This window comes from Streptomyces sp. TRM64462, assembly GCF_013362995.1.
Taxonomy (GTDB): Bacteria; Actinomycetota; Actinomycetes; order Streptomycetales; family Streptomycetaceae; genus Streptomyces.
The window spans coordinates 25,076-38,962 of the sequence record NZ_JABWDV010000368.1 but is presented as its reverse complement, the minus strand read 5'-3'; the positions used below and the strand labels follow the sequence as shown (position 1 = coordinate 38,962).

Here is a 13,887-nt window from a genome sequence, read left to right as displayed (position 1 = left end):
GGGCGGTGCGTTGGCCGGTACCGCCGCTTCTGCTGTGGGCGGTGGTGCGCTCGTCCGGGACTGCCGGCTTCGCTGTGGGCCGGTACGCTCGCCCGGTACCGCCGGTTTCGCTGTGGGGCGGCGCGCTGGCCCGGTACCGCCGGTCCCTTTGTGGGCAGGTGTCCCGCAGGGCGGGACAGGTGGGCACAAAGGGACCGGCCGCCCGCACCCCTGTTCGCGGTCACCACGCGAACCCGTGCGTCGTGGGTCGGGGCCGCTCCGGGGCTCACCTCCTCGGATTGGCGGGCTCGGGCCCCGGAACGCGAAGCGTTTCGGCACCGCCAATCCTGCGGGGGCGACCCCTACGCGTCCCCTCCCGCCGGAACGGCGACCGCACGCCGGTGGGGGCCTGGGCCCCCTAGTTACTCGCTTCCTCCTCCGAAGGGCCGCACCGTGATCCGCGCCTGGCGCGCCGTCTCCCCGTATGCCTATATCGCTCCCTTCTTCGGGCTGTTCGCCGCCTTCGGGCTCTTTCCGCTGATCTACACCGCGTTCGTCTCCCTGTACCGCGTCGAGCTCCAGACGCCCGGCGACATGGAGTGGCGCGGCCTCGGCAACTACGTCGCGCTCTTCAGCGACGAGTTCTTCTGGATCTCCCTCCGCAACACGTTCACCATCGGCGTCCTGTCGACCGTGCCTCAGCTCGTGATGGCGCTGGGGCTGGCCCATCTGCTCAACTACAAGCTGCGCGGGCGGACCTTCTTCCGTACCGCGATGCTCCTCCCGTACGCCACCTCCGTCGCCGCCGCGACGCTCGTCTTCGCCCAGCTCTTCGGGCGGGACTTCGGGCTGGTGAACTACGCGCTGGGGCTGATCGGCGTCAGTCCGGTCGACTGGCAGACCGGGACCGTGGCCTCGCAGGTCGCCGTGTCGACCATCGTCATCTGGCGGTGGACCGGGTACAACGCGCTCATCTATCTCGCCGGGATGCAGTCCATCCCCAGTGAGCTGTACGAGGCGGCCGAGATGGACGGTGCCTCGCGGTGGCGGCAGTTCCTGCACGTCACGCTGCCCGGGCTACGGCCGACCATCGTGTTCACGGTCATCGTGTCGACGATCGGCGCCACCCAGTTGTTCGGTGAGCCGCTGCTCTACGAGGGCTCGGTGTCGGGTGGCATCTCGCACCAGTACCAGACGCTCGGGCTCTACATGTACGAGCAGGGCTGGGGCTTCTTCCACTTGGGGCGGGCCGCCGCGATCGCCTGGGTGATGTTCCTGCTCATCGTGGTGCTCGTGGGGGTCAACGCCCTGCTCGCGCGCCGCCGTTCCCGCAAGGAGGCCGGCCGATGACCGCGCTCGCCGCCCCGCCGTCCCACGAACGGAAGCGGAACAGGTCGGGGGCCGGAAGGACCCTGCACGGCGGGAAGCTCGCCTATGCGATCTTGATCGTGGCTGTTCTCGTCTCGGCGTTCCCCTTCTACTGGACCGTCGTCGCCGCCAGCCGTTCCAACGCCGACCTGGCGCAGGTGCCGCCCTCGCTGCTGCCCGGGCCGAACCTGATCCGGAACTTCGAAGCCGTCCTGGAAGAGGCGGACATCGGGAAGGCGCTGCTCAACTCGCTGATCGTGTCCGGGTCGATCACCGTCGGCACGGTGCTGTGCTGCACGCTCGCCGGGTTCGCCTTCGCCAAGCTGCGGTTCCGGGGGCGGGGCGCGCTGCTCACGCTCACGGTCGGGACGATGATGATTCCGCCGCAGCTCGGGGTGATCCCGCTGTTCATGCTGGTCGCCGAGCTGGGGTGGGTGAATCAGCTCCAGGCGGTGATCCTGCCGGGTCTCGTGTCGGCGTTCGGTGTGTTCTTCATGCGGCAGTTCCTGGTGCAGGCGCTGCCCGACGAACTGATCGAGGCGGCGCGGGTGGACGGGGCGTCCACGGCGCGGATCTTCTGGTCGATCGTCGTGCCGATCGCCCGGCCCGGGATGGCCGTGCTCGGGCTGCTGACGTTCATGGCCGCGTGGAACGACTTCTTCTGGCCGATCATCGCGCTGTCGTCGCAGAACCCGACCGTGCAGGTCGCGCTGCGCCAGCTGGGCGGCGGCTATGTGCACGACCAGTCCGTGATCATGGCGGGCACGCTGCTCGGCACGCTTCCCGTGCTGCTCGTCTTCGGTCTGCTGGGCCGGCAGATCGTCGGCGGCATCATGCAGGGCGCCGTCAAGGGGTGACCTTCCCCGGTGCGCGTTTCGTCCGTTCCTCTTCGTTGGGAGTCCTCTTCCTCATGACCGCTGTTGACGCGCGTCCCCAGGCCCTGCCGGGGCTCGCCTTTCCCGCCGGGTTCCGTTGGGGTACCGCCACCGCCTCCTACCAGATCGAGGGCGCCGCCGCCGAGGACGGCCGTGCGCCGTCCATCTGGGACACGTTCAGCCGTACGCCGGGCAAGGTCCGCAACGGCGACACCGGGGACATCGCCGCCGACCACTACCACCGGATGTCCGAGGACGTCGCCCTGATGAAGGACCTGGGCGTGACCGACTACCGGTTCTCGGTGGCGTGGCCCCGGGTGCAGCCGACCGGGCGGGGGCCCGCCGTGCAGAAGGGCCTGGACTTCTACCGGAGGCTGGTCGACGAGCTGCGGGCGGCCGGTATCCGGCCCGTCGCCACGCTGTACCACTGGGACCTTCCGCAGGAGCTGGAGAGTCCGTCCCCCGGCGGCTCCGCCCCGGGCGGCGGGTGGCCGCGGCGGGAGACCGCCGAGCGGTTCGCGGAGTACGCGGGCATCGTCGCGGACGCGCTCGGCGACCGCGTCGCCACGTGGACGACGCTGAACGAGCCGTGGTGCGCCGCGTTCCTGGGGTACGCCTCCGGGGTGCACGCCCCCGGCCGTACCGAACCGGCCGCGTCGCTGCGGGCGGCCCACCACCTGAACCTGGCGCACGGGCTCGCCGTGCGGGCGCTGCGGGCGGCCCTGCCGGCGGACGCCGAGGTGTCGCTGACGCTCAACCCGCATGCCGTACGGGCCCTGACGGACGCGGAGGCGGACCGGGACGCGGCGCGGCGGATCGACGCGCTCGGCAACCGGGTGTTCCTGGACCCGGTGTTCCACGGGCGGCTGCCGGAGGACCTGGTCGCGGACACGGCCGGGCTGACGGACTGGTCGTTCGTACGGGACGGGGACCTGGAGATCGCGTCGGAGCGGATCGACTCGCTGGGGATCAACTACTACGCGCCGACCGTCGTGGCCGCCGGGACGCACGACGGCCCGTCGCCGTGGCCGGGTGCGGAGGAGCACGTACGGTTCGAGCCGGCGCCCGGGCCTCGGACGGCGATGGACTGGCCGGTGGACGCGGACGGCCTGTACGAGCTGCTGACGCGGCTGCGCGACGGGCTGCCGGACGTACCGCTGGTGATCACGGAGAACGGCGCGGCGTACGACGACTACGCCGACCCCGAGGGCGCGGTCCACGACCCGGAGCGGGTGGCGTATCTGCACCAGCACCTGGCGGCGGTGCACCGGGCGCTCGCGGCCGGGGTGGATGTGCGCGGCTACTTCCTGTGGTCGCTGCTCGACAACTTCGAGTGGGCGTACGGCTACAGCAAGCGGTTCGGGATCGTCCACGTGGACTTCGCGTCGCAGCGCCGTACGCCGAAGGACAGCGCCCGCTGGTACGCGGACGTCATCGCGCGGAACGGGCTGCCCGGCTGATCCTGTACCGCCGGCGCGCCTCCCTGGCCAGCGGGAGGTAGCGCAGCCGCTCGGGGAGCGCGGGGACGACGGCCCGGACGACCCGGCTCAGGCGGCGCAGTGTGCGCTCCTGGGCGTCGGTCCACTCCAGGCCGATCGCCTCGCGGGCCTCGGGCGGCAGGAAGCCGACGGTGACGAAGGCGCGGAAGCGGGCGAAGCGCGGCTGGAGCAGCGGCCACAGGGCGCGCAGGAGGAGGCGGAGCGGGAGGGGACCGCGGTCGGGCGGCGGCAGCGGCCGGTCGGTGGTGACGAGGTCGCGGACGACGGCGGTCATCTCGATCTCGTCGGCGAGCATCTTGCGGTAGTACGGCCAGAACTCCTCGATGGTCTGCGGCATGTCGCGGTCGTGGATGCCGAGGATCCTGCCGACCTGGAGCCACTCGGCGTAGAACTGCCGCTCCTGCGCGTCGGTCATGGGGCGGACCAGGTAGCGGGCGGCGTAGCGGTGGACGGGGAAGCCGGTGGCGTGGACCCAGGCGTAGTTGGCCGGGGTGAGGGCGTGGTAGGGGCGGCCGCGGGTGTCGGTGCCCTGGATGGTGCGGTGCAGCCGGCGGAGCCTGCGGCCTTCTTCGGCGGCCTGCTCGCCGCCGTACACCCAGAGCTGGAGTGAGCGCAGGGAGCGTTCGCCGCGGCCCCAGGGGTCGGTGCGGAAGACGGAGTGCTCGTCGACTCCGGCGCCGACGGCGGGGTGGGCGACCTGGAGGGCGAGCGCCGATGGCAGCATGAGCAGGCCGCGGATGTCGCCCGCGAGGCTCCACAGGACGCCGCCGGGCGGGGGCGGTGCGGGGTCGGCTGCGGCGGCCTGGTTCATGCGGGCTGCTCCCGGTCTGTCGGTGGACTTCCAGTATGCGATCAGCGGGTTCCGGGGCGGGGCGAGGGGTGATCGGGAGATCTTCGTTCGCGCGCCCTGTGGCCGCAAGATTTTCTCCATCCGGCATCTACCGGAGAGTAACCGTGGCTGATTTGATGTGCGGCGCCGTGTCCAACCCCCCACCTCTGTAGGGAGTTTCCATGCGCCGTCCCCTGCTCCGCCGCGCCCCGCGCGCTGTCCTGTCCGCTGCCGTGTCCGCGGCCCTCGCCGCGGTGACCCTGACGGCCGCCGCGCCGTCGGCGGGCGCCGCCGAGGCCTCGGGCACCGTCGCCGAGGCTCCGCGGCTGAAGGTCCTTTCGTACAACGTGTTCCTCTTCAGCAAGAGCCTCTACCCGAACTGGGGGCAGGACCACCGGGCCGCCGAGATACCGGCGGCGCCGTTCTTCCGGGGCCACGACGTGGTGGTGCTCCAGGAGGCGTTCGACAACTCCTCGTCGGACGCGCTGATGCAGAACGCGGCCGCGGAGTACCCGTACCGGACGCCGGTGCTGGGGCGGAGCAAGACGGGCTGGGACGCCACGGGCGGGGCGTACTCGTCGTTCACGCCGGAGGACGGTGGTGTGAGCGTGCTGAGCAAGTGGCCGATCCTGCGCAAGGAGCAGTACGTCTACAAGGACGCGTGCGGCGCCGACTGGTACTCCAACAAGGGGTTCGTGTACGTGGTGCTGAATGTGAACGGCACCCGGGTGCACGTGGTCGGGACGCACGCCCAGTCGACGGACCCGGGCTGCGGGGCGGGCGAGGCGGCGCAGATGCGCAGCCGGCAGTTCAAGGCGATGGACGCGTTCCTGGACGCCAAGGGCATCCCGGCGTCGGAGCAGGTGATCGTGGCCGGCGACCTCAACGTGGACTCGCGGACGCCGGAGTACGGGTCGATGCTCGCCGACGCGGGCCTGGCGGGCGCGGACGCGCGGACCGGGCACCCGTACTCGTTCGACACGGCGGAGAACTCCATCGCGGCGGACCGCTACCCGAGCGACCCGCGCGAGGACCTCGACTACGTGCTGCACCGGGCCGGCCATGTCCGGCCGTCGGGCTGGACGAACGACGTGGTCAAGGAGCAGAGCGCGCCCTGGACCGTGTCGAGCTGGGGCAGGCAGTACACCTACACGAACCTGTCGGACCACTACCCGGTGGTCGGCCGCTGAGGCTGCCGGACGTACGGGGTGGTGGTGGACAGCACCGCGAACCCGAGGCGGCGCAGGACCGGGCGGCTCATGTCGGAGGCGTCGACCTGGAGGTAGCGGTGGCCGCGGGCGGCGGCGATGCGGGCCCTGTGGGCGACGAGGGCGCGGTAGAGGCCGCGGCCGCGCCACTCGGGTACGGTGCCGCCGCCCCACAGCCCGGCGAAGTCGGTGCCGGGCACCGTCTCCAGGCGGGCCGAGGCGACGGGCCTGCCGTCGGCCAGGGCGACGACCGCGGCGACCGTGTCCGGCTGCGCGGCGAGCTGTTCCAGCAGCCGCTCGCGCAGCCAGGTCGCGTCCGTGCCGAACGCCTCCTCGTGGACGTCGCTCATCAGACGGACGTGCTCGGGCCGTGTGACGTCCCGTAGCTCCACGCCGTCGGGGAGCTCCGGCGGGGCGGCGAGGCGCGCCGCCTCGGCGACCATCAGCGCCTCCTCGGGCTCGGGTTCGAAGCCGGCAGCGCGGAGCCGGGCGCCGAGGTCGTGGGGCGTGTCGTGGGCGTGGAGCTTCCACTCGAAGCCCAGGCCCAGCGCGTCGAAGTGCCGCACCTGCGCGTCGATCGCCGCGTCGGCGCGGTCGGCGGTCAGGTCCGACCACAACACCCCGTTCCACGCGTGCGCGGGCCCGGTCTGCCGTACGACGTCCCCGTCCCGCTCCACCCGGCACCCGGGCCCGTCGGGCCGGGCGTCGCGCCGCAGGGCCCGGTCGTACAGGTCGAGCACGCCCTTGTGATCCATACGGCCACTTCAACACGCGGCCCCGCATGTCAGCCATCCGTTTTCCCCGCCCCCGCACCGGAGAACGGCGACCGAGCGGGGCCGTGCGGTGGCCGTGCGGGGGCCGCTCCCGTCAGTCGCCGTGGTCGTAGACCGTCACCGGGATGCCGTGCGCGGCCAGGCGGTCGGTTATCAGGGGTTCGATCCGCGCCCATATGCCCCCGGCGAGGCCGCAGCCGATGCGCGGCATGTGGACCGAGGCGCCCAGCTCGGCAGCCTTGGCGGCGAGGGAGCCGAGGGCGGTGCCGATCGCCTCGTACCGCACGGGCACGCCCTTGCCGCCGGTGCGTATGCCGTGCTGGCCCACCATGTTGGCCACCCAGAGGTAGGAGCCCACCTGCACGTACTGCACGGCGCCGAGGCCGAAGTCGTTGCGGGCGCGGTCGCGGTGCCAGCGCCGGTAGGCCGCCTCGGGCTCGGGCCAGCGGCGGGAGAGGGCGAGGACGAAGCCCTTGCCCCAGCCGCCCAGGTCGTTGCAGACATGAGCGATGATCTTGACGCCTTCGCCGGCCGGTGCCGTGGCGTCCCCCCGTGCGTAGGCGATCTGTGTCGCGGTCCCCGTCATGCGAACCACCGTACGATCCGGCACTGACATCGGCCGACCCGTTTTCACAGTGGTGGTGAGACAGCAATACTGTTGCACCAGTGCGACACCACAGCCGGAAGCGAGGCCCCCGCATGGCGACCGAGACCCAGCCGCAGCCGGCGTACACCGTCGACGAGCTCGCCGCCCGGGCCGGTGTCACCGTACGCACCATCCGCTTCTACAGCACGCGCGGCCTGCTGCCGCCCCCGGTGATCGGGCCCCGCAGGGTCGGGCGGTACGGGGCGGAGCACCTGGCGCGGCTGGCGCTCATCGAGGAGCTCCAGCACCAGGGCATGACCCTGGCGGCCATCGAGCGGTACCTGGAGCAGCTGCCGCCGGACGTGAACGCCCAGGATCTGGCGATGCACCGGGCGCTGGTGGCGACGTGGGCGCCCGACACGAGCGAGGAGCTGACCCGCGCCGAGCTGGAGCGGCGGGTCGGGCGGGGGCTGAGCGACGCCGACCTGGAGCTGCTCACCTCCATGGACGTGCTGTCCGGTACGGACGTCGAGGGCGTCCTGCGGGTGGACCTCGGGCTGCTGCGGCTCGGCGTGCAGCTCCTCGACGTGCCGATCCCGCACGAGACGCTCGTGGCCGCCCGCACGGTGCTGGTGGAGCACACGCGCGAGGCGGCGCACGAGCTGACCCGGCTGTTCCGGGACGAGGTGTGGAACCCCTACCGGGAGCGCGAGCCGGACCCGGAGGACCCGCAGCGCGTCAAGGCGATGAAGTCGCTGTCCGCGCACATGCAGCCGCTGGTGGTGCAGGCGCTCGTCACCGCGTTCCAGCGCTCATTGACGGATGAGCTGCGGGCCGCCTTCCGCGCCCCCGAGCAGGAGGCCGCCGAGTAGGCGGATGCTCAGTCCGTGAACGTCTCGCCTCGTTCCGCCTTCTCCAGCAGCAGCGCCGGCGGCTCGAACCGCTCGCCGTACCGCTCCGCCAGCTCACGGGCGCGGGCCACGAAGCCGGGCAGGCCGACCCCTCCCCCGGCGCCGCCGTCGTAGCCGTTGATGTACTGGAGGACGCCGCCGGTCCACGCGGGGAAGCCGATACCCATGACGGAGCCGATGTTGGCGTCGGCGACCGACGTGAGGACGCCTTCCTCCAGGCAGCGCACCGAGTCCAGCGCCTCCGAGAACAGCATGCGCTCCTTCATGTCCTCGAAGGGCACGTCCGCGTCGGGCTTCGTGAAGTGCTCGCGCAGGCCCGGCCAGAGACCGGCGCGCTTGCCGTTCTCGTCGTAGTCGTAGAAGCCGGCGCCGCCGCTGCGGCCGGTGCGACCGAAGTCGTCGACCATGCGGTCGATGACGGCCTCCGCCGGGTGCACCCGCCAGGTGCCGCCGGCCTCCTCGACGGCGCGCCGCGTCTCGTTGCGGATCTTGCGGGGCAGCGTCAGCGTCAGTTCGTCCATCAGGGACAGCACCTTCGCCGGGTAGCCGGCCTGGCCCGCCGCCTGCTCGACCGACGCGGGCTCGACGCCCTCGCCGACCATCGCGACGCCCTCGTTGATGAACTGGCCGATCACCCGCGAGGTGAAGAAGCCGCGCGAGTCGTTCACGACGATCGGGGTCTTGTTGATCTGCCGGACCAGGTCGAAGGCGCGGGCGAGCGCCTCGTCACCGGTCCGCTCGCCCTTGATGATCTCGACGAGCGGCATCTTGTCGACGGGCGAGAAGAAGTGCAGCCCGATGAAGTCGGCCGGGCGCGCCACTCCCTCGGCCAGCGAGGTGATGGGCAGCGTCGAGGTGTTGGAGCAGAGCAGGGCGTCGGGCGCCACGACGTCCTGGACCTCCTGGAACACCTTGTGCTTGAGCGCGGTGTCCTCGAAGACGGCCTCGATGACGGCGTCGCAGCCCGCCAGGTCGGCGGCCTCGGCGGTCGGGTGGATACGGGCGAGCAGCGCGTCCGCCTTCTCCTGGGTCGTGCGCCCCCGCTGCACCGCCTTGGCGCACAGCTTCTCGGAGTACGCCTTGCCCTTCTCGGCCGCCTCGACGGACACGTCCTTGAGGACGACGTCGATGCCCGCCTTCGCGCAGGCGTAGGCGATGCCGGCGCCCATCATGCCGGCGCCGAGCACGGCGGCCTTGCGGACGGTGCGCGGCTCGACGCCCGCGGGGCGGCTGCGGCCGGCGTTGACGGCCTGGAGGTCGAAGAAGAACGCCTGGATCATGTTCTTCGCGGTCCGGCCGGTGACCAGCTCCGTGAAGTAGCGGCCCTCGATGGTGAGCGCGGTCTCGAAGTCGACCTGCGAGCCCTCGACGGCGGCCGCGAGGATGTTGCGCGGCGCCGGGTAAGGGGCGCCGTTGAGCTGCTTGCGCAGGTTCGCGGGGAACGCGGGCAGGTTCGCGGCGAACTTGGGGTTCGACGGTGTACCGCCCGGGATCCGGTAGCCGGGGACGTCCCAGGGCTGGTGGGACTCGGGGTGCGCGTCGATGAACGCGCGGGCCTTGGTGAGCATCTCGTCCGGTGTGGCGGCCAGTTCGTGGACGAGGCCGTTCTCCAGGGCGCGCCGCGGGTTGTACTGGGTGCCCTGGAGGAGGACCTTCAGCAGGGCGTCGGCGATGCCCATGAGGCGTACGGTGCGGGTGACGCCTCCGCCGCCGGGCAGCAGGCCGAGGGTGACCTCGGGCAGGCCGATCTTGGAGCCGGGCGCGTCGAGGGCGATGCGGTGGTGGGCGGCGAGGGCGATCTCGTATCCGCCGCCCAGGGCCGTGCCGTTGACGGCGGCGACGACGGGCTTGCCGAGGGTCTCGATGCGGCGTAGCGCGTCCTTGATGCCGGCGGCGGCGTCGAAGACCTGCCGGGCCTCGGCCGGGCCGGCCTTGATCATGTCCTTGAGGTCGCCGCCCGCGAAGAAGGACTTCTTCGCGGAGGTGTAGATGATGCCGCGGATGGAGTCCTTCTCGGCCTCGGCGCGTTCGGCGATCGCGGCGATCGACGTGCGGAACGCCTGGTTCATGGTGTTGGCGGACTGGTTCGGGTCGTCGAGGACGAGGGTGACGACACCGGTCTCGTCCTGTTCCCAGCGGATGGTGGTGCTCTCGCTCATTCCTGGTTCTCCGTAACGGGGGTGGGGACGGGACGGGTCAGAGGCGTTCGACGACGGTGGCGATGCCCATGCCGCCGCCGACGCAGAGCGTGGCGAGGCCGTAGCGCTTGTCCTGGCGCTCCAGCTCGTCGACGAGGGTGCCGAGGATCATCGCTCCGGTGGCGCCGAGGGGGTGGCCCAGGGCGATGGCGCCGCCGTTGACGTTGATCTTGTCGAGGGGCAGGCCCATGTCCTTGGCGAAGCGCAGGACGACGGCGGCGAAGGCCTCGTTGATCTCGACGAGGTCGATGTCGTCGATGGTCAGCCCGGCCTTGGCGAGCGCCTTGCGGGTGGCGGGCGCGGGTCCGGTGAGCATGATGGTGGGCTCGGACCCGGACACGGCGGCGGACACGATGCGGGCGCGGGGCGTCAGCCCGTACCGCTCGCCCACCTCCTTGGAGCCGATGGCGACGAGGGCGGCGCCGTCGACGATGCCGGAGGAGTTGCCCGCGTGGTGGACGTGGTCGATCTTCTCGACCCAGTGGTACTCCTGGAGCGCCACGGCGTCGAAGCCGCCGAGCTCCCCGATGTCCGCGAACGACGGCTTCAGCCTGGCGAGCGAGTCGGCGGTGGTGCCGGGGCGCAGGTGCTCGTCGTGGTCGAGGACGGTCAGTCCCGCGCGGTCCTTGACGGGGACGACGGACCGGGCGAAGCGGCCGTCCTTCCAGGCGGCCGCGGCGCGCTCCTGGGACAGGGCGGCGTATTCGTCGACGTCGCGCCGCGAGAAGCCTTCGATGGTGGCGATGAGGTCGGCGCCGATGCCCTGGGGGACGAAGTTCGTGGCGAGGTTGGTCATGGGGTCCGCGAACCAGGCGCCGCCGTCGGAGGCCATGGGCACGCGCGACATGGATTCGACGCCGCCCGCGAGGACGAGGTCCTCCCAGCCGGAGCGGACCTTGACGGCGGCGAGGTTGACGGCCTCCAGGCCGGACGCGCAGAAGCGGTTCTCCTGGACGCCGGCGACCGTGTCCGGGAGTCCGGCGGCGATCGCCGCGATGCGGGCGATGTCGGAGCCCTGGTCGCCGACGGGGCCGACGACGCCGAGGACGATGTCGTCGATCGCGGCCGGGTCGAGGCCGGGGAAGCGGTCGCGGAGTTCGTGGATGAGGCCGACGACGAGGTCGATGGGCTTGGTGCCGTGCAGGGCTCCGTTCGCCTTGCCGCGGCCGCGCGGGGTGCGGATCGCGTCGTACACGTACGCTTCGGTGGTCACTGGTCAGGCCTTTCGCGAGAGTGGTTCGGCGGACGGGGCCGTCGGGGCGGGGTGGGCGGTCAGGCGAGCAGGGAGCGGCCGATGATCTCTTTCATGATCTCGGTGGTGCCGCCGTAGATGGTCTGTATCCGGCCGTCGGTGAACGCCCGGGCCACCGGGTACTCGGTCATGTAGCCGTATCCGCCGTGGAGCTGGAGGCAGCGGTCGGCGGCGCGCTTCTGGAGTTCGGTCGCCCACCACTTGGCCATGGAGGCGTGGACGGCGTCGAGTTCGCCTGCGGCGTGGTCCTCGATGCAGCGGTCGACGTAGGCGCGGGTGACGGCGCACTCGGTGGCCAGCTCGGCGATCTCGAAGCGGACGTGCTGGAGCCGGGCGAGGGGCCGGCCGAACGCCTCACGCTCCTTCACATACGCGGTGGTGATCTCCAGCAGGTGCTCGGCGCCCGCGGCGGCGGCGACGGCGATGGCCAGCCGCTCCTGCGCGAGATGGGTCATCAGATGGACGAATGCCCCGTGGAGTTCGCCCAGCAGGTTGTCCTTGGGGACGCGGATGTCGTGGAAGAACAGCTCGGCCGTGTCCTGGGCCTTCTGGCCGATCTTGTCGAGGTTGCGGCCCCGCTCGAAGCCGTCCATGCCCCGTTCGACGACGAGCAGGGACAGGCCGTGCGCGCCGCCCTCGGGTGTGGTCTTGGCGACGACGACCACCAGGTCGGCGAGGACGCCGTTGGAGATGAACGTCTTGGAGCCGTTGAGCAGCCAGTGGTCGCCCTTGTCCTCGGCGGTGGTGCGGATGCCCTGGAGGTCGGAGCCGGCGCCAGGTTCGGTCATGGCGATGGCGGTGATGATATCGCCGCTGCAGAAGCCGGGCAGCCAGCGGCGCTTCTGCTCGTCCGTGGCGAGCGACGTCAGGTAGGGGCCGATGATGTCGTTGTGGAGGCCGATGGCGAGGCCCGGTGCGCCGGCCCGCGTGAACTCCTCGGCGAGGACGGCGCTGTAGCGGAAGTCGGGGGTGCCGCCGCCTCCGTACTCCTCGGGTACGGCGAGGCCGAGGAGTCCCTGGCGGCCGGCGGCGCGCCAGGCCTCGCGCGCGACGATGCCGTCCTTCTCCCACTGCGCGTAGTGCGGCTGGACCTCCTTGGCGAGGAAGGCGCGGACGGTGTCGCGGAACGCGTCGTGCTCGGCGCTGAAGATGCGGCGCTTCACTGGGGCCTCCTGCTGTCTGCGGTGCGGATGCTCGGTACGTCCCAGTCGCGGGCGACGTCGTCTGCGTCGGCGCCCGGCTGCGCGGGCGGGCGGCGTACGGATCCGGGTGTCGCGGAGAACCGGGGGGCGGGGGCGGGCTGGGTGATCCCGCCGTGGTCGGTGAACGTGCCGCGGGCGGCGAGGTGCGGATGCTCGGGCGCCTCGCGCAGCGACAGGACGGGCGCCACACAGGCGTCCGTGCCCTCGAACACGGCCGTCCACTCCGCGCGCGTGCGGGCGCGGAAGCGGTCGGCTACGGCGGCGCGCAGTTCGCCCCAGCGGGCGAGGTCGGCGCGGGGCGGGACGGTGTCCGCGATGCCGAGGAGCCGGACGAACTCGTCGTAGAACCGCTCTTCCAGGGCGCCGACCGCCATGTACTGCCCGTCGGCGGTCTCGTACGTGCCGTAGAAGGGGCTGCCGCCGTCCAGGAGGTTGCCGCCGCGGCGGTCCTGCCAGCTGCCGGCGGCCAGCATGCCGTGGATCATCGTGGCGAGGTGGGCCGTGCCGTCCGTGATGGCCGCGTCGACGACCTGCCCCGTTCCGCCCGGGGAGCGGGCGTGGTGGAGGGCGGCGAGCACCCCGACGGCGAGGTAGAGGGCGCCGCCCGCGTAGTCGCCGAGGAGGTTGGCCGGCACCGGCGGCGGCTGGTCCGGGGAGCCGCCGGTCAGGGACAGGGCACCGGTGAGGGCGATGTACGCGATGTCGTGCCCCGCGCGTGTGGCGAGCGGGCCTTCCTGGCCCCAGCCGGTCATCCTGCCGTACACCAGCTTCGGGTTGCGGGCGTGGCAGGCGCGGGGGCCGATGCCGAGGCGCTCCGCCACGCCCGGCCGATAGCCCTCGATGAGGACGTCGGCGCGGGCGGCGAGGTCCAGGACGCGGCCCGGGCCGTCGTCGGCCTTGAGATCGACGAGGACGGAGCGCTTGTTGCGGTTCGTGAGGTCGTACGCCGGGTCGATGCCGATGCCCGCGCCGCCGGGCCTGTCGACCCGTACGACGTCGGCGCCGAGGTCGGCCAGGACCATGGCGGCGAACGGGCCCGGCCCGATGCCGGCCAGCTCGACGACCCGCACGCCGTCGAGCGGGCCGTTCCCCCCTGTCGCTGCTGCCATGCGTCCCTCGCTCCCCTTACCGCGCCACACTGTGACACTACTGCTGTAACAGTGATGATGTTAAGAACACGTTCCACCGCGCACAAGCCCTGTGGACA

Annotated in this window: 12 protein-coding genes; 5 read left to right on the top strand and 7 right to left on the bottom strand. The window is 72.0% G+C overall.

Annotated elements, in window-relative coordinates:
* Positions 1-432 precede the first annotated feature (432 nt).
* The 3 genes from HTZ82_RS20495 to HTZ82_RS20485 are packed head-to-tail and all read left to right on the top strand — an operon-like array spanning position 433 to position 3,682.
* Complete coding sequence (locus tag HTZ82_RS20495; protein WP_175410890.1) at positions 433-1,329, top strand: carbohydrate ABC transporter permease; 897 nt, start codon at positions 433-435, stop codon at positions 1,327-1,329.
* Complete coding sequence (locus HTZ82_RS20490) at positions 1,326-2,204, top strand: carbohydrate ABC transporter permease (RefSeq protein WP_175410889.1); 879 nt, start codon at positions 1,326-1,328, stop codon at positions 2,202-2,204. The genes HTZ82_RS20495 and HTZ82_RS20490 overlap by 4 nt, the downstream gene beginning before the upstream one ends.
* A gap of 53 nt (positions 2,205-2,257) precedes the next feature.
* Entirely contained in the window at positions 2,258-3,682 is a 1,425-nt protein-coding gene (locus tag HTZ82_RS20485; protein ID WP_175410888.1) for a GH1 family beta-glucosidase, read from the top strand.
* Here HTZ82_RS20485 and HTZ82_RS20480 read toward each other — a convergent pair.
* Complete coding sequence (locus HTZ82_RS20480; protein WP_175410887.1) at positions 3,654-4,532, bottom strand: oxygenase MpaB family protein; 879 nt, start codon at positions 4,530-4,532, stop codon at positions 3,654-3,656. The genes HTZ82_RS20485 and HTZ82_RS20480 overlap by 29 nt on opposite strands.
* Before the next feature lie 200 nt (positions 4,533-4,732).
* On the opposite strand from HTZ82_RS20480, the gene sph reads away from it, so the two are divergent.
* The gene (gene sph / locus HTZ82_RS20475; protein ID WP_175410886.1) at positions 4,733-5,740 is read left to right on the top strand and encodes a sphingomyelin phosphodiesterase; all 1,008 of its coding nucleotides are present in this window, start codon (positions 4,733-4,735) and stop codon (positions 5,738-5,740) included.
* Here the strand turns inward: sph and HTZ82_RS20470 are convergent.
* Together HTZ82_RS20470 and HTZ82_RS20465 are read right to left on the bottom strand one after the other, a co-directional pair.
* A complete protein-coding gene (locus HTZ82_RS20470) occupies positions 5,719-6,513 on the bottom strand; it encodes a GNAT family N-acetyltransferase (protein WP_175410885.1) in 795 nt (264 codons plus the stop codon). The two genes, sph and HTZ82_RS20470, sit on opposite strands and share 22 nt — an antisense overlap.
* Positions 6,514-6,625: 112 nt before the next feature.
* Positions 6,626-7,117, bottom strand: a complete 492-nt coding sequence (locus HTZ82_RS20465; RefSeq protein ID WP_175410884.1) for a macro domain-containing protein — start codon at positions 7,115-7,117, stop codon at positions 6,626-6,628.
* 113 nt (positions 7,118-7,230) lie between these two features.
* Between HTZ82_RS20465 and HTZ82_RS20460 the strand changes: the two genes are divergently transcribed.
* Positions 7,231-7,989 carry a MerR family transcriptional regulator gene (locus HTZ82_RS20460; protein WP_175410883.1) on the top strand — a complete coding sequence of 253 codons (759 nt, stop codon included), beginning with the start codon at positions 7,231-7,233 and terminating at the stop codon, positions 7,987-7,989.
* An 8-nt stretch (positions 7,990-7,997) separates the two neighbouring features.
* Here HTZ82_RS20460 and HTZ82_RS20455 read toward each other — a convergent pair whose 3' ends face one another.
* From HTZ82_RS20455 to HTZ82_RS20440, 4 genes are read right to left on the bottom strand one after another with little or no spacing between them, the layout of a single operon-like run.
* Positions 7,998-10,187, bottom strand: a complete 2,190-nt coding sequence (locus tag HTZ82_RS20455; RefSeq protein WP_175410882.1) for a 3-hydroxyacyl-CoA dehydrogenase NAD-binding domain-containing protein — start codon at positions 10,185-10,187, stop codon at positions 7,998-8,000.
* 37 nt (positions 10,188-10,224) lie between these two features.
* Complete coding sequence (locus HTZ82_RS20450) at positions 10,225-11,439, bottom strand: acetyl-CoA C-acetyltransferase (RefSeq protein WP_175410881.1); 1,215 nt, start codon at positions 11,437-11,439, stop codon at positions 10,225-10,227.
* 59 nt (positions 11,440-11,498) lie between these two features.
* Positions 11,499-12,641 carry an acyl-CoA dehydrogenase family protein gene (locus HTZ82_RS20445; protein WP_175410880.1) on the bottom strand — a complete coding sequence of 381 codons (1,143 nt, stop codon included), beginning with the start codon at positions 12,639-12,641 and terminating at the stop codon, positions 11,499-11,501.
* Positions 12,638-13,789 (bottom strand): CaiB/BaiF CoA-transferase family protein, encoded by a 1,152-nt coding sequence (locus HTZ82_RS20440; protein WP_175410879.1) that lies wholly within the window; start codon positions 13,787-13,789, stop codon positions 12,638-12,640. The genes HTZ82_RS20445 and HTZ82_RS20440 overlap by 4 nt, the downstream gene beginning before the upstream one ends.
* Positions 13,790-13,887: the final 98 nt, after the last annotated feature.